General features: G+C 73.6%; 18 protein-coding genes. 6 read left to right on the top strand and 12 right to left on the bottom strand.

The window, feature by feature from the left end; all coding sequences use genetic code 11:
• Nucleotides 1-39: 39 nt before the first annotated feature.
• Both ACEZDE_RS10300 and ACEZDE_RS10295 read left to right on the top strand, forming a co-directional pair.
• Nucleotides 40-426: a cytidine deaminase gene (locus ACEZDE_RS10300; protein WP_380534789.1), complete on the top strand. Its 387-nt coding sequence runs from the start codon at nt 40-42 to the stop codon at nt 424-426.
• Between the two features lie 70 nt (nt 427-496).
• Nucleotides 497-1,777: a thymidine phosphorylase gene (locus ACEZDE_RS10295; protein WP_380534787.1), complete on the top strand. Its 1,281-nt coding sequence runs from the start codon at nt 497-499 to the stop codon at nt 1,775-1,777.
• A 24-nt stretch (nt 1,778-1,801) separates the two neighbouring features.
• Here ACEZDE_RS10295 and ACEZDE_RS10290 read toward each other — a convergent pair whose 3' ends face one another.
• Together ACEZDE_RS10290 and ACEZDE_RS10285 are read right to left on the bottom strand one after the other, a co-directional pair.
• Nucleotides 1,802-2,356: a Uma2 family endonuclease gene (locus tag ACEZDE_RS10290; protein ID WP_380534786.1), complete on the bottom strand. Its 555-nt coding sequence runs from the start codon at nt 2,354-2,356 to the stop codon at nt 1,802-1,804.
• Between the two features lie 10 nt (nt 2,357-2,366).
• Nucleotides 2,367-3,692: an MFS transporter gene (locus ACEZDE_RS10285; RefSeq protein WP_380534784.1), complete on the bottom strand. Its 1,326-nt coding sequence runs from the start codon at nt 3,690-3,692 to the stop codon at nt 2,367-2,369.
• A gap of 173 nt (nt 3,693-3,865) precedes the next feature.
• Here ACEZDE_RS10285 and ACEZDE_RS10280 point away from each other — a divergent pair, with 173 nt between their 5' ends.
• Nucleotides 3,866-4,756 carry a LysR family transcriptional regulator gene (locus ACEZDE_RS10280; RefSeq protein ID WP_380535130.1) on the top strand — a complete coding sequence of 297 codons (891 nt, stop codon included), beginning with the start codon at nt 3,866-3,868 and terminating at the stop codon, nt 4,754-4,756.
• A gap of 44 nt (nt 4,757-4,800) precedes the next feature.
• Here the strand turns inward: ACEZDE_RS10280 and ACEZDE_RS10275 are convergent, their stop codons facing one another.
• On the bottom strand, nt 4,801-7,020 hold the full coding sequence (locus tag ACEZDE_RS10275) for a glycosyltransferase family 4 protein (RefSeq protein ID WP_380534782.1): 2,220 nt from the start codon (nt 7,018-7,020) through the stop codon (nt 4,801-4,803).
• A 170-nt stretch (nt 7,021-7,190) separates the two neighbouring features.
• Between ACEZDE_RS10275 and ACEZDE_RS10270 the strand changes: the two genes are divergently transcribed.
• Together ACEZDE_RS10270 and ACEZDE_RS10265 are read left to right on the top strand one after the other, a co-directional pair.
• Nucleotides 7,191-8,288 carry an adenosine deaminase gene (locus ACEZDE_RS10270; RefSeq protein WP_380534780.1) on the top strand — a complete coding sequence of 366 codons (1,098 nt, stop codon included), beginning with the start codon at nt 7,191-7,193 and terminating at the stop codon, nt 8,286-8,288.
• Between the two features lie 139 nt (nt 8,289-8,427).
• The gene (locus tag ACEZDE_RS10265) at nt 8,428-8,910 is read left to right on the top strand and encodes a hypothetical protein (protein WP_380534779.1); all 483 of its coding nucleotides are present in this window, start codon (nt 8,428-8,430) and stop codon (nt 8,908-8,910) included.
• Between the two features lie 54 nt (nt 8,911-8,964).
• On the opposite strand, the gene ACEZDE_RS10260 is transcribed toward ACEZDE_RS10265, so the two are convergent.
• The 5 genes from ACEZDE_RS10260 to ACEZDE_RS10240 all read right to left on the bottom strand — a co-directional run bounded on the left by ACEZDE_RS10260 (nt 8,965) and on the right by ACEZDE_RS10240 (nt 12,902).
• Nucleotides 8,965-9,159 (bottom strand): PspC domain-containing protein, encoded by a 195-nt coding sequence (locus tag ACEZDE_RS10260; protein WP_380534777.1) that lies wholly within the window; start codon nt 9,157-9,159, stop codon nt 8,965-8,967.
• 196 nt (nt 9,160-9,355) lie between these two features.
• The gene (locus ACEZDE_RS10255; protein WP_380534776.1) at nt 9,356-9,931 is read right to left on the bottom strand and encodes a VanZ family protein; all 576 of its coding nucleotides are present in this window, start codon (nt 9,929-9,931) and stop codon (nt 9,356-9,358) included.
• An 86-nt stretch (nt 9,932-10,017) separates the two neighbouring features.
• Nucleotides 10,018-10,539 carry a hypothetical protein gene (locus ACEZDE_RS10250; RefSeq protein ID WP_380534774.1) on the bottom strand — a complete coding sequence of 174 codons (522 nt, stop codon included), beginning with the start codon at nt 10,537-10,539 and terminating at the stop codon, nt 10,018-10,020.
• Nucleotides 10,536-12,056, bottom strand: a complete 1,521-nt coding sequence (locus ACEZDE_RS10245) for a sensor histidine kinase (RefSeq protein WP_380535128.1) — start codon at nt 12,054-12,056, stop codon at nt 10,536-10,538. Before ACEZDE_RS10245 ends, ACEZDE_RS10250 begins: the two co-directional genes overlap by 4 nt.
• A 168-nt stretch (nt 12,057-12,224) precedes the next feature.
• Nucleotides 12,225-12,902, bottom strand: coding sequence for a response regulator (locus tag ACEZDE_RS10240; protein WP_380534772.1), 678 nt, complete (start codon nt 12,900-12,902; stop codon nt 12,225-12,227).
• A gap of 176 nt (nt 12,903-13,078) precedes the next feature.
• Here ACEZDE_RS10240 and ACEZDE_RS10235 point away from each other — a divergent pair, with 176 nt between their 5' ends.
• Entirely contained in the window at nt 13,079-13,882 is an 804-nt protein-coding gene (locus ACEZDE_RS10235) for a SigE family RNA polymerase sigma factor (RefSeq protein ID WP_380534771.1), read from the top strand.
• A gap of 294 nt (nt 13,883-14,176) precedes the next feature.
• On the opposite strand, the gene ACEZDE_RS10230 is transcribed toward ACEZDE_RS10235, so the two are convergent.
• The 4 genes from ACEZDE_RS10230 to ACEZDE_RS10215 all read right to left on the bottom strand — a co-directional run bounded on the left by ACEZDE_RS10230 (nt 14,177) and on the right by ACEZDE_RS10215 (nt 17,835).
• Nucleotides 14,177-14,836 carry an ATP-binding protein gene (locus ACEZDE_RS10230; protein WP_380534769.1) on the bottom strand — a complete coding sequence of 220 codons (660 nt, stop codon included), beginning with the start codon at nt 14,834-14,836 and terminating at the stop codon, nt 14,177-14,179.
• Between the two features lie 55 nt (nt 14,837-14,891).
• Nucleotides 14,892-15,293 (bottom strand): DUF3052 domain-containing protein, encoded by a 402-nt coding sequence (locus ACEZDE_RS10225; RefSeq protein ID WP_380534767.1) that lies wholly within the window; start codon nt 15,291-15,293, stop codon nt 14,892-14,894.
• 168 nt (nt 15,294-15,461) lie between these two features.
• Nucleotides 15,462-16,358, bottom strand: coding sequence for an aldehyde dehydrogenase family protein (locus ACEZDE_RS10220; RefSeq protein WP_380534765.1), 897 nt, complete (start codon nt 16,356-16,358; stop codon nt 15,462-15,464).
• On the bottom strand, nt 16,351-17,835 hold the full coding sequence (locus ACEZDE_RS10215; RefSeq protein WP_380534763.1) for an aldehyde dehydrogenase family protein: 1,485 nt from the start codon (nt 17,833-17,835) through the stop codon (nt 16,351-16,353). Before ACEZDE_RS10215 ends, ACEZDE_RS10220 begins: the two co-directional genes overlap by 8 nt.
• Nucleotide 17,836: the final 1 nt, after the last annotated feature.

The following is a 17,836-nucleotide window of genomic DNA, read 5'->3' as shown; positions in this document are numbered from 1 at the left end:
ATGCTGGGAGCGGGGACCGACGAGCAGGACGGAGCGAGGATGACCGCCGTGGACTGGGACAAGCTGCGCTCCGAGGCGCGGGAGGCGATGTCCCGCGCCTACGCCCCGTACTCCGGCTTCCCGGTCGGCGCGGCGGCGCTGGTGGACGACGGACGGATCGTCAGCGGCTGCAACGTCGAGAACGCCTCGTACGGGCTCGGGCTGTGCGCCGAGTGCGGCCTGGTGTCGGCGCTGCTGCTGAGCGGCGGCGGCCGGCTGGTCGCGTTCACCTGCTGCGACCGGGCCGGGAACCCGCTGATGCCGTGCGGGCGCTGCCGCCAGCTGCTCTGGGAGCACGGCGGCGCGGAGCTGCTGGTGGAGTCGGTCTCCGGCATCCGCCCGCTGACCGAGCTGCTGCCGGACGCCTTCGGGCCGGACCAGCTCTGAGCCCTGCCGCGGTTTGCGCAACGCGCGTAGAGTGGCGGCCGTAGCACCTGAACCCCTCCGAGGAGATCCCATGGACGCCGTCTCCGTCATCCGCGCCAAGCGCGACCGCGCCGAACTGAGCGACGCTCAGATCGACTGGGTGATCGACGCCTACACCCGGGGCGAGGTGGCCGACGAGCAGATGTCCGCGCTCGCCATGGCGATCCTGCTGAACGGGATGAACCTGCGCGAGATCAGCCGCTGGACCGACGCGATGATCCGCTCCGGCATCCGGATGGACTTCTCCTCGCTGCCGCTGCCGACCTCGGACAAGCACTCCACCGGCGGCGTCGGCGACAAGATCACGCTGCCGCTGGCCCCGCTGGTCGCCGCCTGCGGCGCGGCCGTCCCGCAGCTCTCCGGCCGCGGCCTCGGCCACACCGGCGGCACCCTGGACAAGCTGGAGGCCATCCCCGGCTGGCGGGCCTCGCTCTCCAACGACGAGATGATGCGGGTGCTGCGGGACACCGGCGCGGTGGTCTGCGCGGCGGGGGACGGCCTGGCCCCGGCCGACAAGAAGCTCTACGCGCTGCGCGACGTCACCGGCACGGTGGAGGCGATCCCGCTGATCGCCTCCTCGATCATGTCCAAGAAGATCGCCGAGGGCACCGGCGCGCTGGTGCTGGACGTCAAGGTCGGCACCGGCGCCTTCATGAAGAACCTGGACGACGCCCGGGAGCTGGCCCGCACCATGGTCGGCCTGGGCCGCGCGGCCGGGGTCAACACGGTCGCGCTGCTCACCGGGATGTCCACCCCGCTCGGCCTGACCGCGGGCAACGCGCTGGAGGTCCGCGAGTCGGTCGAGGTGCTGGCCGGCGGCGGCCCGTCCGACGTGGTCGAGCTGACCCTCGCGCTGGCCCGGGAGATGCTCGCCGCGGCGGGCGTGGTCGGCGGCAAGGACCCGGAGACCGCGCTCAAGGACGGCTCGGCGATGGACCACTGGCGCCGCATGATCTCCGCCCAGGGCGGCGACGTGGACGCCCCGCTCCCGGTCGCCCGTGAGCAGCACGTCCTCACCGCCCCCGCCTCCGGCGTGCTCACCGAGCTGGACGCCTACGCCGTCGGCGTGGCCGCCTGGCGGCTCGGCGCGGGCCGGGCCCGCAAGGAGGACCCGGTGCAGGCCGGCGCGGGCGTCGAGCTCCACGCCAAGCCCGGCGCGACGGTGACGGCGGGTCAGCCGCTGCTGACCCTGCACACCGACACCCCGGACCGCTTCGCCTACGCCCTGGAAGCCCTCACCACCGGCATCACCGTCGCCCCGCCCGGCACCCGGTACGAGCCCGGCCCGATCATCCTGGACCGGATCGGCTGAGCGGTCTCCGGACGGGCTGTTCGCTCACGCGCCGTAGGTGAGCAGCCCGCCGGTGTCGATCCGCCAGGCGCCGACCCGGACGGTGTCGCCGAAGGCGAAGCCCTCCCTGCGGGCGTACCGGGGCTGCGAGTGCACGATGCCGGTTCCGTCGCGCGGGTCCACCAGCAGGTAGAGCGGGATGCCCATGGCGGCGTAGTCCCGGACCTTCTCGTCGTAGTCGTTCTCGGGGTTGGACTTCGAGACGACCTCGACCGCGAGGAGTACGTCCGCCGGGTAGACCGCGGCGTCCTCCTCAAGGACGCTCTCCGGGAACACCATGAGGTCGGGGCACCGCAGCCGGCCCAGGCCGACGTCCTCCAGGTCGGCTCCCGGATGGGCGACGAAGCCGGGGTGGGTGGCGGCCAACTGCTCGTTGAGCTGCCGGCCGATCCGGATGACGGCCAGTTCGTGCCGCCGGACCGGGGGCATCGTGATGACGATCTTCCCGTGGGCGATCTCCACTCGCCCTGTGCCGGGGATCTGTGGCAGTCGGTCGGTGATCTCCCGCAACCTGGCGTAGTTGGCAGCGTCAACGCTCACGCTGACGAGCCTAGCGAGCCGCGGCGACGATGCGGCTGCCCGCGGTCGCTCGGGCGTGGACGGTGCCGTAGAGGGTGATGGCGACGGCCAGGGCCATCGCGGTGAGGGCGACCAGGACGGTGCCGTTCCAGCCCGCCGAGTGGTAGGCGTCCGCGCCGAGCGTGCCGCCGAGGCTGTTGCCGAGGTAGTAGGCGGCCAGGTAGAGGGCGGAGGCCTGGGCGCGGCCGTGGGTGGCGGTGCGGCCGACCGAGGCGGAGGCGACGCAGTGGCCGGTGAAGAAGCCGGCCGTGATCAGCACCAGGCCGACCAGCGCCAGCGGCAGCGAGTCGGGCAGGGTGAGCAGCAGCCCGGCCGAGGTGGTGCCGATCGCCAGGTAGAGGGTGCCGCGGCGGCCGAAGCGTCCGGTCACCCGGGCGGAGGCGGCGGAGGCGAAGGTGCCGACGACGTAGACCGCGAAGATCGAGCTGGCCAGGCTCTGCGAGAGCCCGAACGGCGCCCCCACCAGCCGGTAGCCCATCACCGTGTAGACCGCGCCGAAGACCGTCATGAACAGCAGGCCGAGCGCGAACAGCCGTCCCAGCAGCGGGTTGCGCAGATGCGAGGTGACCGTGCGGAGCAGCGCGGACGGGCTGATCGGCCCCGGCCGGAAGTGCCGGGCGCGCGGGATCAGCACCCGGAAGGCGATCGCGCAGAGCAGCGACAGCACGGCCACCGAGGCCAGCCCCCAGCGCCAGCCGTATGCCCCGGCGACCACGCCGGAGACCAGTCGGCCGCTCATCCCGCCGATGCTGTTGCCGGCCACGTACAGGCCCATGGCCGAGGCCAGCGCGGTCGGGTGGACCTCCTCGGCGAGGTAGGCCATCGCCGTGGCCGGGAGCCCGGCCAGGGCGATCCCCTGGAGCGCGCGCAGCACGGTCAGCGTGGTGAGGTCCGGCGCGAACGGCAGCACCAGTGCGATCCCGGCGGCGGTGAAGACCGAGGCGGTCATCACCGCGGTCCGGCCGAAGCGCTCGGACAGCGCGCTGACCGGGATCACCGCGAGGGCCAGGCCGATGGCCGCGGCGGAGACGGTGAGGCTGGCCTGAGCCGGCGTCAGCCGCAGGCTCGCGGAGAGCGCGGGCAGCATCGCCTGGGTGGAGTAGAGCAGCAGGAAGGTCGCCAGCCCGGCGCCGAACAGCGCGAGCTGGGCCCGCCGCAGACCCCGGCTGCCGGGGAGGTGGCGCAGGTCGCCGGTGGCGGCGGTGGTAGTGGCATCGGCGGCGGCGGGACGGAGGATCGGCGAGGGGAGGGCACCCGACGGCTGGTCGTCGAATGCCCCACCAGTGGCGGGCTGCATGCGTCAAAACTAGGATCGGCCGGCTGATGCGTCCAATGCATGGAATCGGCACAATCAATGCTGTGACGTATGAGATGAGGTCAGAGCCGGGCTCGAAACCGCAGCGTGACGCAGAAGACACGCCGCCGACGACAGCCGCCGCGGCCGAGCTGGCGCCGGACGCCCCGGCGGTGCTGCTGGCCCCGCCGCTGGCGCAGTTCGCCGCGGTGGCCCGGCTGGAGCACGTGACCCGGGCGGCGGCCCAGCTGGGCATGCCGCAGCCGACGCTGAGCCGCGCGGTGGCCCGGGTCGAGGAGGATCTTGGGGTGGTCCTGCTGGCCCGCGAGGGCCGTACGGTGCGGCTGACCCGGGCCGGGCGGATCTTCCTGGCGGCGGTGGAGCGGGCGCTGTCCGAGGTCGAGCGCGGGGCCGAGGCCGCCCGCGCCGAGGCGGACCCGACCGGCGGCCGGGTGGCCTTCGGCTTCCTGCACACCATGGGCTCGGAGGCGGTGCCGATGCTGCTCCGCGGCTTCCGGGGGGACCACCCCCGGGTCCGGTTCCAGCTGGTGCAGGACTACACCGACTCGATGCTGGAGCGGCTGCGCGCGGGCGAGCTGGACCTCTGCCTGGTCTCGCCCCGGCCCGAGGGGCCGGAACTGACGTCCCGTCGGCTGGGCGAGCAGCGGCTGCGGCTGGTGGTCCCGGCCGACCACCGGCTGGCCGGGAGGCAGAGAGTGCGGCTGAGCGAGGCGGCCGACGACCCGTTCGTCACCCTGGAGCCGGGGTACGGGCTGCGCCGGATCACCGACGCGCTGTGCGCGGAGGCCGGGTTCAGCCCGCGGATCTCGTTCGAGGGCGAGGAGTCGGAGACCCTGCGCGGCCTGGTCGCCGCGGGCCTGGGCGTCGCCGTGCTGCCCCCGTCGACGGTGGCCCGCCCGGACGTGGCCGAGCTGTGGCTGTCCTCGCCGGGCGCCCGCCGGGAGATCGCGCTGGCCTGGGTCACCGGCCGCACGCTCACCCCGCCGGCCGAGGCGTTCCGGGCGTACGTCCTCTCCGTCCGCGGGCAGCTGCCGCTGCACAGCTGACGGCCCGGGCTCCCGGCTGCGGGCTCCTGGCTATCGGCTTCCGGCTACGCCATCAGGACCGGCGGCGCGGAGGCGGCCGGCTCCCCGCCCCGGCCGGACGGTTCGGCAGCCTCGCTCGGCGGCAGGTCAACCACATTGACCGAAAGGCCATTGTCGTCGTTGAAGTAGGGACGGACCCTGGCCCGCCCGCGCGGGGTGTCGTCGACCACGGTGACCGGGTGGACGTGGATCCCCTTGCGCACCCGGATGTCGTCGAACCAGCCGCCCACCCGCACCGGCTCCCGAAGTCCGGACACCTGGACGAACAGGTCCCAGTAGTCCTCCTCGGCGGTGTGCTCCGCGGCCGGCAGCGCGCAGGGGAGCGTCAGTTCCACCGTCCCGTCCGGAAGCGGGACGCAGCGGACCTCGATCGAGAGCCCGGCCCGGCTGCGGTGGCGCAGCAGGCCGTGGTCGGGCCGGGCGGCGGTGCCGAACAGCCGGGCGGTGACGGTGATGGTGCCCTCGGCGACGCCGATCCGCTCGACCTCGGCGTGCGTCGGCTGCTCCCAGACCCGGAGCGCCAGGAACCCGTCCGCCGTCCGGTAGGGCAGTCGGGCCGTCACCGGGGACGCGCTGACCGGGGGACGGGCCCCGATCAGTTCGCGCAGGTCCAGCAGGTCCGCGCCGACCCGGCTGCGGACGCCGCTCGGCCGCTCGATGTGGAGGTCCCAGGTTCCGTCCGGGAGTCGGAGCCGCGGTTCGATCAGCGCGTCGGCGGAACCGCCGGGTTCGGCCGGGCGGACCGGGACCCGGATCGTGGTCCGCTTGCCGCCCCGGCGGCGGAGCAGCAGCGTGTCCTGCTCCGAGGCAGCGGGGAAGGCGATGGTGATGCCGTCCGAGCCGGAGGCGTACAGCGACGCCCCGGTGCGGTCCTGGACGGCGGCTCCCACGGTGGCCGCTGTGGCGGGGGTGCGGAGGAGCCACCGGGCCGGCACCGCGACCAGTCGCCTCAACAGTGCGACCGCGGGTCGCCGGCCCGGTCGTGCTCCCAGCCGTGGGGACGACCGCGGCGGCTCCGGGTCGGCGGTGTCCGCGGGCCATCGGTCGGCGGGGCGGGCGGGCTCGGCGGCGGCTCGGGTGGGCAGGTCCAGGCCCAGCTCCCGGCGCAGCTCCTCGAACATGCGCTCGTATCGCTGAGCGATCACGGCGGGGTCGAACCGGGCCGCGTTCCGCCACGCCGCCGCGGCCATCCGGCCGCGCAGTTCGTCGTCGCCGATCAGCTCCATCAGCCCGGCCGCGATGGCGTCCACGTCGCCGGGGGCAATCAGGCGGCCGTCCTCGCCGTCGCGGATGATCTCGCCGGGCCCCAGCGGGCAGTCGGTGCTGAGCACCGGGAGGCCGCAGCGCATCGCCTCGACCAGGGTCATCCCGAAGGACTCGCTCTCCGAGGTGACGGCGGCGATGGAGCCCTTGACCCACTCCGCCTCGATCGGCATGGCCAGACCGGGCAGCAGTACGTTGTTGCCCAGGCCGAGCTCGTCGATCAGGGCCCGCAGCCGTCCGCGTTGGCCGCCCTTGCCGTAGATCCGCAGCTGCCAGTCCGGGTAGTCGGCCACCACCTTGGCGAACGCCTCGACCAACTGGTCGTAGCGCTTGACGGCGGCCAGTCGCCCGGCCGCCACCACCACCTTGCTCCGGCCGTCCGAGACGGGTACCGCCGGGGCCGGAACGCTGTTGGGCACCGCCTCGACCCGCACTCCGGGCAGCGGCAGCAGGGTGCGGAAGTTGGCCGCGTCCGCCTCGGTCACGGTGACGAAGGCATGCAGCCGGCCGTAGTGCCGGCCCATCTCGGCCCGCAGTTCCTCGGCGTGTGAGGCCAGGGTGACGTGCTCCTGGCCGATCCGGAGGGTCCGCTCGCCGGTCATCCGGGCCACATAGAGGTTGAGGCCGGGGCGGGTGCCGATGGCGACGTCGGGGTCGGTCCTGGCGAAGTACTCGGCCACCCGCTGGTCACTGAGCCTGCTGTACTCCGCGTAGCGGGTCTCCGACTCGGGGAAGACCTCCGAGCGCTGGGCGCGCAGGCCGACCTTCTGTTCGGTCCTGATGTCGATCAGCGAGACCACCCGGACCCGGGGGTCGATGGCGAACAGCGGCCGATCGGCGTAGCGGTAGACGGAGACGATCTCGACCTCGTGCCGGTCCGCGAGGGCGGACGCCAGATTGATCGACGTCCGGTTGGTTCCGCCGAGTCCGTAAATGTTGTGAATGAGTAGAGAAATACGCACAGGGAGGCTCCAATCCTGCCACCGTGCAATAAGTGCAGGTGGGAGCGCTTTTCGAGACCGCGCCGGAGCTTATCTTTCTTTTACCTTAAAGGTAAGGGTTGGTGCTGAACTCAGAGGATACGAAGAGGAACCACATCGCCGTCTACGCGCGTAGGCGCTATCGTGGTGCGATGGAGAGCACCCTCACCCCAGCTGTCATCCGCCGCGCGCCCAAGGTGCTGCTGCACGACCACCTCGACGGCGGCCTCCGCCCGGAGACCGTCGTCGAACTCGCCGCCCAGGTCGGCTACGACGGCCTGCCGACCACCGACCCGGTCGCCCTCGGCGCCTGGTTCCGCGAGGCCGCCGACTCCGGCTCGCTGGTCCGCTACCTGGAGACCTTTGCCCACACCTGTGCGGTGATGCAGACCCGCGAGGGCCTGCTCCGGGTCGCCGCCGACTGCGCCGAGGACCTCGCCGACGACGGCGTGGTCTACGCCGAGGTCCGCTACGCGCCGGAGCAGCACCTCGAAGCCGGGCTGACCCTGGACCAGGTGGTCGAGGCGGTCAACGAGGGCTTCCGGCTGGGCGAGGCGCGGGCCGCCGCCAAGGGCCGGTCGATCAGGATCGGCACGCTGCTCACCGCGATGCGGCACGCCGCCCGCTCCCGGGAGATCGCCGAGCTGGCGAACCGCTACCGGGACCTGGGCGTGGTCGGCTTCGACATCGCCGGGGCCGAGGCCGGGCACCCGCCGACCCGGCACCTGGACGCCTTCGACTACCTGAAGCGGGAGAACAACCACTTCACCATCCACGCCGGCGAGGCCTTCGGGCTGCCGTCGATCTGGGAGGCGCTGCAGTGCTGCGGCGCGGACCGGCTCGGCCACGGCGTCCGGATCATCGACGACATCGCGGTGGACCGGGACGGCGGCGTCAAGCTCGGCCGGCTGGCCGAGTACGTCCGGGACAAGCGGATCCCGCTGGAACTGTGCCCGACCTCCAACCTGCAGACCGGCGCCGCCGCCTCGTACGCCGAGCACCCGATCGGGCTGCTGCGGCGGCTGCACTTCCGGGTCACCGTCAACACCGACAACCGGCTGATGTCCGGCACCAGCCTGAGCGCCGAGTTCGGCCACCTGGCGGAGGCCTTCGGCTACACCCTGGACGATCTCCGCTGGTTCACCGTCAACGCGATGAAGTCGGCGTTCATCCCGTTCGAGCAGCGGTTGGCGCTGATCAACGAGGTGATCAAGCCGGGCTACCAGGCGCTGTCCGCCGAACTGGGCTAGTCCGATCGGGTGAGCGGGATTTGGGGCCGATCACGCGGCGTGGATACGTTGGGCCGTCAATCGGACACGTGGCGTAGTCGACTCGGAGCCGATCCGGGCCTGCCGCCCGTCCCCACCCGAGGACTTGAGGAGACAGCTCATGAAGAAGGCAATGCGCCAGGTCGCCGGAACCGCTGTGCTCGGTGTCGCGCTCGCCGCGGCGGCGGTCACCCCGGCGGCCGCGGCGGACGGGGCCGGCGACATGCTCAGCAGCCTCCCGACCGGCGGGCTCCCCACCGTGACCGGGCTGCCGACCGGCTCGGTCCAGGACCTGGCGACCGGCCCGGTCTCGGACGGCCGCCAGGTGCTCTCCTCGCCGAACGGCAGCGTGCACGCGGTGTCCGGCACCGCGCAGAGCCTGGTCGACACCGCCGCGCCGTCGCTGCACAGCATCGAGGGCGCGACCGGCGCGGCCGGTGCGAACCGGGCGCTTCCGGTCTCGCTGCCCGGCGGCCTGCCGGTGGTCGGCTCGGTGCCGGCGGTCAGCAGCCTCCCCGGCGTGGGCCAGGCGTCCGGGGCGACCTCCGGCGGCCTGGGCACCCTCACCTCCAGCCTGCCGGTGCACACGCCGCTGGGCGGCTGACCCGGCTGGGCAGTTGATTGAAGGACGTCGAACGGCCGGGGTCGGCGGGGCGGGTCAGGCCTCCTGCGGGAGCAGCAGCCAGAGGGCCAGGTAGATCACGAACTGCGGTCCGGGCAGCAGGCAGGAGAGCAGGGCCAGGATCCGGACGGTGCTGGGGGCGAGACCGAAGCGCTTGGCGATCCCGGCGCAGACACCGCCGATCATGCGGTTGCTGCGGGGACGGGCGAGGGTGCTGGCGGTGGCGTTCATCTGTGGCTCCAGTGGTCTGCGGCGGTGCTCCGGTCGGGATGCTTCAAGCCTCCCGCGCGGACGGCCGCGAAACGTCCTCCGGATCGACGATCCGGGCCCCTGCCCGTCCCCCGCTCCGGGACGACCCGCTCTCAGGGACGCCGTCAGGGTCGCCCCTGAGCCGCACCGGCCGCGGTCGGACCCCCGGCAGACCCGGTCAGGGCGCCGGGTGGGCGACGCCGAAGCCGGGGGCCGGCTTCGGCAGGCCAGGTCCGCGCGGCGGGCCGCCGCGGTCCCTGCGGCGCAGCGCCGCCCGGAACGCCGGGACCACGGCGAGGTGCGCGACGGCGATGCCGACCGCGGCCAGCAGCACGTCGTCCACGTTCAGCAGGTGGCTGGTCAGCGTGGACTGCAGCACCTCCACCCCGGTGGCGATCAGCACCCCGGCGAAGACCGTGCGCAGGAAGGACACCGGCGTGGCCGACGCGGCCCGGCCCCCGGCCAGCGGCAGCAGCAGGCCCAGCGGGGCGAGCAGCAGCAGGCCGCGGAGCAGCTCCAGGTAGGAGTGCGCCGTACCGGCTGCCAACTCGGCGCGGACGGTGGCGAACGGCGTCAGATTGGTGTCCGCCATCCAGGCCGCGGACACCGGCAGGAAGGACAACCACAGCACCAGGCCCAGGTGCACTGCGAGCAGCAGCAGCCCCAGCCTGCGCGCGCCGCGGTGCACCGGCGCCGTGGCGTCGGAGTCGGTGCGGTGGTCCCCGGCGGACCGTTGGTCGCTGCCGCTACGCACGCCGGTGTCTCCTCGCTGCACGCCGGTGAGGACGCGCGTGGTGTCCGGCTCGGTTCCGAGGTGCCTCCGCGCCGGGTGACGGGCCGTCATGGGGCGCTGCTGTGCAGGCAGCTCAGCGTTCCGTCGGAGCGGGTCGGGCTCGGCTCGGGGGACGGGGTGGCCCGGTCCGCGGTCGCGAGCGGTCGCGGCTGCTGCCCCGGTTTCTGCTGCCCCGGCTTCGGCGACCCGGTGGGTCGGGCCGCTGCCGCGGCGGCGGACTTCGCCTCCTCGGAGGCGGGGACGGGCACGGGGGCGGGCGGGGGCGCGGGCCGGGTCGGCAGGATGCGCGCGTCGCTGGCCAGCTTGGACAGGGTGGCGTCCGGCGCGGGCGGGCAAGCGGTGCGCGAGGCCGCGACGCCGGCGTCCACCGGCAGCGCGGTGTCCCGGATCCCGCACCCGCTGAGCGCGGTGGCCGCGACGGCGGCCAGCACCAGGGCGGCGCCCAGCCGCCGCCCGGCGGGGAGCGGCCCGCGGCGCGGGGCGCGGGGCAGGTCGCCTCGGGTTCGCGGCAGGTCGCGTCGGATGCGGGGTCGGATTCGGGGCCCGGGGGCGCCGCTGTCGTGGTTCACGTCCGGCCGTCCTTCGACGTGCTGTCGCAGTGGGGGTCGTCGTCGGGCCCTGGCCCGGCCCCGGCGGGGCCGCCGTCCGCGGCCAGCGGGTGTCCCGCCGCCACCTTGGGCTTCATCGGCAGGCGCAGGGTGAACACCGCGCCGCCGCCCTCGGCGGCGTTCTCGGCGGTGATCGTGCCGCCGTGGATGCGGGCGTTCTCCATGGCGATCGACAGGCCGAGCCCGCTGCCCTCCGAGCGCCGCCGGGCCGCGTCCGCCTTGAAGAAGCGGTCGAAGACGTGCGGCAGCACGTCCTCCGGGATGCCGGGCCCGCCGTCGGCGACCCGGACCACCAGCTCGTCGCCCTCGGCCCGGACCCGGACCCGGACCGGCGAGCCCCCGTGCTTCAGCGCGTTGCCGATCAGGTTGGCCAGGACCACGTCCACCCGGCGCGGGTCGATCCGGGCGACGATCCCGCGCGGCGCGTCCAGCTCGACCGCGTCCAGCCAGGCCCGGGTGTCGATGCAGGAGGTCAGCAGGTCGGAGACGTCGATCTCGTCCAGCACGACCTTCGCCGTGCCGGCGTCGAAGCGGGTGACCTCCATCAGGTTCTCCACCAGCTCGGTGAGCCTGCGGGTCTCGTTGACGACCAGCCGGACCGCCGGGGCGATCATCGGGTCGAGGGTGTCCGCCTCGTCCTCCAGGATGTCGGTCACCGCGGTCATCGCGGTCAGCGGCGTCCGCAGCTCGTGCGACATGTCGGCGACGAACCGGCGGCTGGCGTGCTCGCGCGCGCTCAGCTCCTCGACCTGCGCCTGGAGCGCCTCCGCGGCCTCGTTGAAGGTGTGCGACAGCTCGGCCAGCTCGGCCGCGCCGCTCACCTCCAGCCGGGTGTCCAGCTGTCCCGCGCCCAACTGCCGTGCGGCGTCGCCCAACCGGGCCACCGGACGGAGCACGGTGGACGCCGCCGCCTGGGCCAGCAGGGCCGAGCCGACCAAGGCCAGCAGCGTGGCGATGGCCAGCGACCAGGCCAGCGAGTCCATGTCCCGGCGCTCGCCGTCCAGGGACTTGAACATGTAGGCGGTGGGCCCGCTCGGCGCCACCTCGGTGCCGCCGACCAGGTAGGGGGTGCCGTTGACAGTGATCCGCTGCCAGAACAGGTGGTACTGGTCCGGGGCGCTGGCGCAGTGCGCGCAGCGGTTGGTCACCGAGCGCTGCAGCCCGGCCGGGACCAAGGCCTGGGTGAGCGAGCTGTCGGTGGCCACCGAGCAGCCGTTGTGCACCAGCACCACGCTGTACTGCAGCCCGGAGTGCGCCACGATCAGCGCGGCCTGCGCCAGCTGGTCGCAGGTCGGCTCCAGCGGCAGGTCGGTGACGGTACGGCTGACCTGGCTGCGGAAGTCCGACAGCGCGGTGTCCTGGGTGCGCTTCAGCACCGCGTCCCGGTTCAGCCAGTAGGCGATCCCCGAGGCGGACACCGCCGCGGCCAGCGCCACCAGCGCGAACACGGCGATCAGCCGTATCCGCAGCGAGGTCAGCCGGAGCCATCGGGCCGGCCAGCTCCCGGTGCGGGCGGCGCGGTCGGGGCGGGAGGGACGCTCCGGGCGCCGGGAGCCCGGGGTCTCGGTGGTCTGTTCCGTCACGGTGCTGTTCGCTGCCTCGCCGTTGCTGGAGCCGCTCGCTGGACTGGGGGTGCGCCGCGCAGCCTACTGCGGCGGGTCCAGCCGGTAGCCCACGCCGCGTACCGTGCGGATCAGCGTCGGCTCGGACGGGACGTCCTCGACCTTCGCCCGCAGCCGCTGCACACAGGCGTCCACCAGCCGCGAGTCGCCCAGGTAGTCGTGCTCCCAGACCAGCCGCAGCAGCTGCTGCCGGGACAGCGCCTGGCCCGGCCGCTGGCTCAGCTCCAGCAGCAGCCGCAGCTCGGTCGGGGTGAGCTGGAGGTCCTGGCCCGCCTTGGTGACCGTCATCGCGCTGCGGTCGATCACCACGTCCCCGTACGCGGAGGAGTCCGAGCTCTCCCGCTCGCCGCGGCGCAGCACCGCCCTGATCCGGGCGTCCAGCACCCGCGGCTGCACCGGCTTCACCACGTAGTCGTCGGCGCCCGACTCCAGGCCCACCACCACGTCGATGTCGTCGCTGCGCGCGGTCAGCAGGATGATCGGCAGCTGGTCGGTGCGGCGGATCCGGCGGCAGACCTCGAAGCCGTCGATGCCCGGGAGCATCACGTCCAGGACGATCAGGTCCGGACGCTTCTCCTTGAACAGCTTCAGCCCGTCCTCGCCGGAGGCCGCGGCGGATACCTGGTGGCCCTGCCTGGTCAGCGCGAGCTCAAGGCCCGTGCGGATGGCGTCGTCGTCCTCGATGAGCAGCAGATGTGACACGGCAGCCATTCTCACCCATCGGGTGCGGATTGTTCGAGCCCTACCAGGGCCCTACCTCTGTGACAGGCCTGTGACAGTCGACGGACACGGCCATGACGAGCCCCAGGCAAGCTTTTGCTTGTCGAAGTCGGGGGACTTCGAAGCACACCGGTACCGACATCCACAGGGAGCGCAGCATGAACGCAGTAACCGAGGCCCGGAGCACCGCGGCACTTCGCGCTGCGCGCCCCGGCCACACCGCGCCGGGCCACACCGCACCGCACCGGCAGTCCTCGCTCCAGGCCGTTCACGGTGTCGGACGCGGTGCGGCGCACGACGGTTCCACGACCGTCACCCTGACGCTCCGCGGAGTGGTGCGCGGCACCGCCGTCCGCGAGCTGCCGGCCGGCGCCGCGGGCCCCGTGGGGGTGGCCCCGGCGCCGGCACCGGAGACCGGCGGCGGCCCCGGGCCGAGCGCGGAGGAGGAGTTCTCGGCCTACGTCCGGGAGCGCCGCGCCTCGCTCTACGCCACCGCCTACCACCTCACCGGGGACCGGTTCGCGGCCGAGGACCTGCTGCAGAGCGCGCTCTTCAGCACCTACCGGGCCTGGGACCGGATCACCGACAAGGCCGCGGTCGGCGGCTACATGCGCCGGACCATGACCAATCTGCACATCTCCGCGTGGCGCCGCCGCAAGGTCAACGAGTACCCGACCGAGGAGATGCCGGAGACCGTCGGCGACACCGACGCCATGGGCGGCACCGAGCTGCGCGCCGTCCTGTGGCAGGCGCTGGCGAAGCTGCCGGAGACCCAGCGCACCATGCTGGTCCTGCGCTACTACGAGGGCCGCACCGACCCGGAGATCGCCGATGTGCTCAACATCAGCGTCGGCACCGTGAAGAGCAGCATCTGGCGCGCACTGCGCCGGCTGCGCGAGGACGACATCCTGGCGTCGCGTGACGGCGACGCGGGTGAGGCTTTCGGCGAGCTGGTCGCTTAGCAACAGGCCGACCAGGCAGTCAGCACCACTCTCGCCGAGGGAAGACCCGGGGAGTCGCGTGGTCCGGGGGGACCACGGGACCCGCACTCCCGGGGGCAGTGCCAGGGGGAAGAGGGGGAACGGGGGGAACGTCGCGGGCGGGGGCCCGGCTCGGGGGAGCCGGAGCCCGCGACAGCATGGGGGACGGAACGGGCAGGGCACCTCGGGGGAGGTCGCCGCTGCCCGTTCCGTGTGTTCCGGTGCGTTCCGCCGCGTCCCCGTGCGTTCCGGCCCGAGCGGCCGGGTGAGGCCGGGTCAGCCGGCGTAGGCGGGGGCCGGGGCCGTGGTCACCGCGGCGATCCGGGCCAGCGCGTCCGGCCCGTCGCAGGCGTGGGCGCCCTGGGCGACCTGGCGGGCCACGATCCCGCGCTCGGCGCGCATCAGCCGCCAGCCGCGGTGCAGCAGGTAGGGGACGGACTTGCGGCGCTCCCGCACATCCCGGCGGAACCGCCGCCAGGCCGTGGTGGCCGGGCGGTTGCGCAGGCAGATCGCCGCGCCGAGCAGCCCCTCGGCCGCGCAGCGCCGGACGATCTCGGCGGCGAAGATCCCCTCGGCCACGAATGCCCCGGCGGACCCGCTGTCGGGCCCGGCGCCGTCCAGCACCAGGGTGTGCGTGCCGACCCGGCCGTTGTCGGGGATCGAGTAGACCGGGATCTCGGCCCGCCCCTCCGCGCACAGCGCCCGGATCGCGGCCATCGCGTCCTGGTCGTGCCAGGAGGCCGGGTCGTCCCAGTCCGGGCCGTCGCCGTCGGGCAGCCGGGGGAGGGTCGGGTCGTCCCCGTCCTTGTAGAAGTCGTCGAGCTGCAGCACCGGCAGCCCGGTCCGCTCCGCCAGCGTCGACTTCCCCGACCCGGACGGTCCGCACAGCAGGACGACACGGGCGGGACGGCGGCTGTTCACGGAATCGCTGCTCACGGGACCTCATTCTGACGCATCGCCCGGCCCGGCTGCACCGTCCGGGCGGTTCCGGTCAGCGGTTGGCGAGGCGGTGCACAAAGGCCAGGCCGGACCAGTCCTCGCCCAGCGCGGCCACTTTGACGTCCACCACGCCGGTCGGCAGCAGCAGTTCGCGGAGCAGGGTGTCGGTGATGTCACTGCTGTGCCCGGCGGCCCGACGGGGCCAGGCGATCCACAGGCAGCCGGCCGACGGCAGCGCCTTCACCAGGGCGGGGATGTCCTCTTCGAGCTCGGCCGCGGTGCGGAAGAAGGCGACGGCGACGTCCCAGCCGCCGGTGTCGGCGGTCTGCTCGACGCGTTCGGGCAGTCCGGCCAGCCCGGCCACGGTCCAGCCCTGCGGCGGGTGCACCAGGGCGACCCGCTGGCCTGCCTTGATCCGCAGCTTCTTGGCGAGGGGGGTTCCGGTGTCGCTCATGACCCCATCCTCGTCCTCATCCGCACCGGCGGCAGCGGGAGGGAACGGGAGGGAAAGCGAACGGGCACGCACTCGGGGGGGAGGAGCGCGTGCCCGTTCTCAGCGGGCGACCGGGCCCAGGGGGGGTGGGGCGGGCCGCCCGGCTTGTGAGGGGGCCCGACCCTCGGGTCAGATCCCCATCGGGTGCCACACCGTCTTGGTCTCCAGGAAGGCCAGCAGACGGTCGGTACCCGGAGCAGCCGTCCAGTCGTTGCCGGTGTCGGGCCGCCTTACACGCTTAAGGGTATCCGCTGCGAGCACTTCGAGAGCCCGCGCCGAGCCGGGGCCTTCCGGAGAATTCACCCCGGCGAGGTCCAGCGCGTTGACGTCCTGGTGCGAGGCCAGGGTCGGCGCGATGTCCTCGGTGCGCCCGGAGAGCAGGTTGACCACACCGCCGGGCAGGTCGGAGGTGGCCAGCACCTCGCCGAGGGAGAGCCCCGGCAGCGGTGCGTCCGTCGCCAGGGCGACCACCGCGGTGTTGCCGGTGGCGATCACCGGGGCGAGCGCCGACACCAGGCCGAGCAGCGAGAAGCCGGTTCCGGACTGCGGGGCGACGATGCCGACCACGCCGGTCGGCTCCGGGGTGGAGAGGTTGAAGTACGGGCCCGCGACCGGGTTGGCCGCGCTCGCGATCTGGGCGACCTTGTCGGTCCAGCCCGCGTACCAGACCCAGCGGTCGACCGCCGCGTCCACCAGGGCGGCGGCCTTCTTCGCGCCGACGCCCTCGCTCACCGCGACCTCGGCGGCGAACTGCTCGCGGCGGCCCTGCAGCATCTCCGCGGCGCGGTAGAGGATCTGGCCGCGGTTGTAGGCGGTCGCGCCGGACCAGCCGCCGACCGCCTTGCGCGCGGCGGCGACCGCGTCGCGGGTGTCCTTGCGGGTGCCCTGCGGCGCGTTGGCGAGCCAGTCGCCGGTCTTCCGGTCGGTCACCTCGTACACCCGTCCGCTCTCGGAGCGGGGGAACTTCCCCCCGACGAACAGCTTGTAGGTCTTGTAGACGTCGATACGGGTCCCAGTGTCAGACATCGAGGTACGCCTCCAGGCCGTGGCGACCGCCCTCGCGGCCGTAGCCCGACTCCTTGTAGCCGCCGAAGGGCGAGGTCGGGTCGAACTTGTTGAAGGTGTTGGACCACACCACGCCGGCCCTGAGCCTGGACGCCATCCACAGGATGCGCGAGCCCTTCTCGGTCCAGATGCCCGCCGAGAGCCCGTACGGGGTGTTGTTGGCCTTGGCCACCGCCTCCTCGGGCGTGCGGAAGGTCAGCACCGACAGCACCGGGCCGAAGATCTCCTCCCGGGCCACCCGGTGGGTCGCGCTGACGCCGGTGAAGACGGTGGGCGGGAACCAGTAGCCGGAGGTCGGCAGCTCGCAGGCGGGGGCCCAGCGCTCGGCGCCCTCGGCCTCGCCCGCGTCGGTCAGCTCGCGGATCCGGGCCAGCTGCGCGGCCGAGTTGATCGCGCCGACGTCGGTGTTCTTGTCCAGCGGGTCGCCGACCCGCAGGGTCTGCATCCGCCGCTTCAGCGCGTCGATGACCTCGTCGTGCACCGACTCCTGGACCAGCAGCCGGGAGCCCGCGCAGCAGACGTGGCCCTGGTTGAAGAAGATGCCGTCGACGATGCCCTCGACCGCCTGGTCGACCGGCGCGTCGTCGAAGACGATGTTCGCGGCCTTGCCGCCGAGCTCCAGCGACAGCTTGGTGCGGCTCCCGGCGAGGGTGCGGGCGATGGCCCGGCCGACCTCGGTGGAGCCGGTGAAGGCGACCTTGTCCACGCCCGGGTGCCCGGTCAGCGCGGCACCGGTGCGGCCGTCGCCGGTGACGATGTTGACCACGCCCCTGGGCAGCCCGGCCTGGCGGCAGATCTCTGCGAAGCGCAGGGCGGTCAGCGGGGTGGTCTCGGCGGGCTTGAGGACCACGGTGTTGCCGGTGGCCAGCGCCGGGGCGATCTTCCAGGCCAGCATCAGCAGCGGGAAGTTCCACGGGATGACCTGCGCGGCCACGCCGACCGGGCGCGGGTCCGACCCGTAGCCGGCGAACTCCAGCTTGTCGGCCCAGCCCGCGTAGTAGAAGAAGTGCGCGGCGACCAGCGGCAGGTCGACGTCGCGGGTCTCCCGGATCGGCTTGCCGTTGTCGATGGACTCCAGCACGGCCAGCTCGCGCGAGCGCTCCTGGATGATCCGGGCGATCCGGAACAGGTACTTGCCGCGCTCCGCGCCGGGCAGCGCGGACCAGCCGGCGAAGGCGGCGCGGGCGGCCTTCACCGCGCGGTCGACGTCCTCGTCCGTGCCCTGGGCGACCTCGGCGAGGACCTGCTCGGTGGACGGGTCCACCGTCTTCAAGGCCTCCTTGCCGCTGCTCTCGACGAACTCGCCGCCGATGTAGTGGCCGTAGGAGCTCGCGAGCTCGCCCGCGGCGGCCCGGGACTCGGGCGCGGGGGCGTACTCGAACAGCTTGCGGCCGGGGCTCCCGGCCGGGGCCGCTTCGGTCTTCTTCTTGGTCGCCACG

The organism is Streptacidiphilus cavernicola (genome assembly GCF_042510955.1).
Classification (GTDB): domain Bacteria; phylum Actinomycetota; class Actinomycetes; order Streptomycetales; family Streptomycetaceae; genus Streptacidiphilus; species Streptacidiphilus cavernicola.
This window is presented reverse-complemented; position numbering and strand designations above follow the sequence as displayed.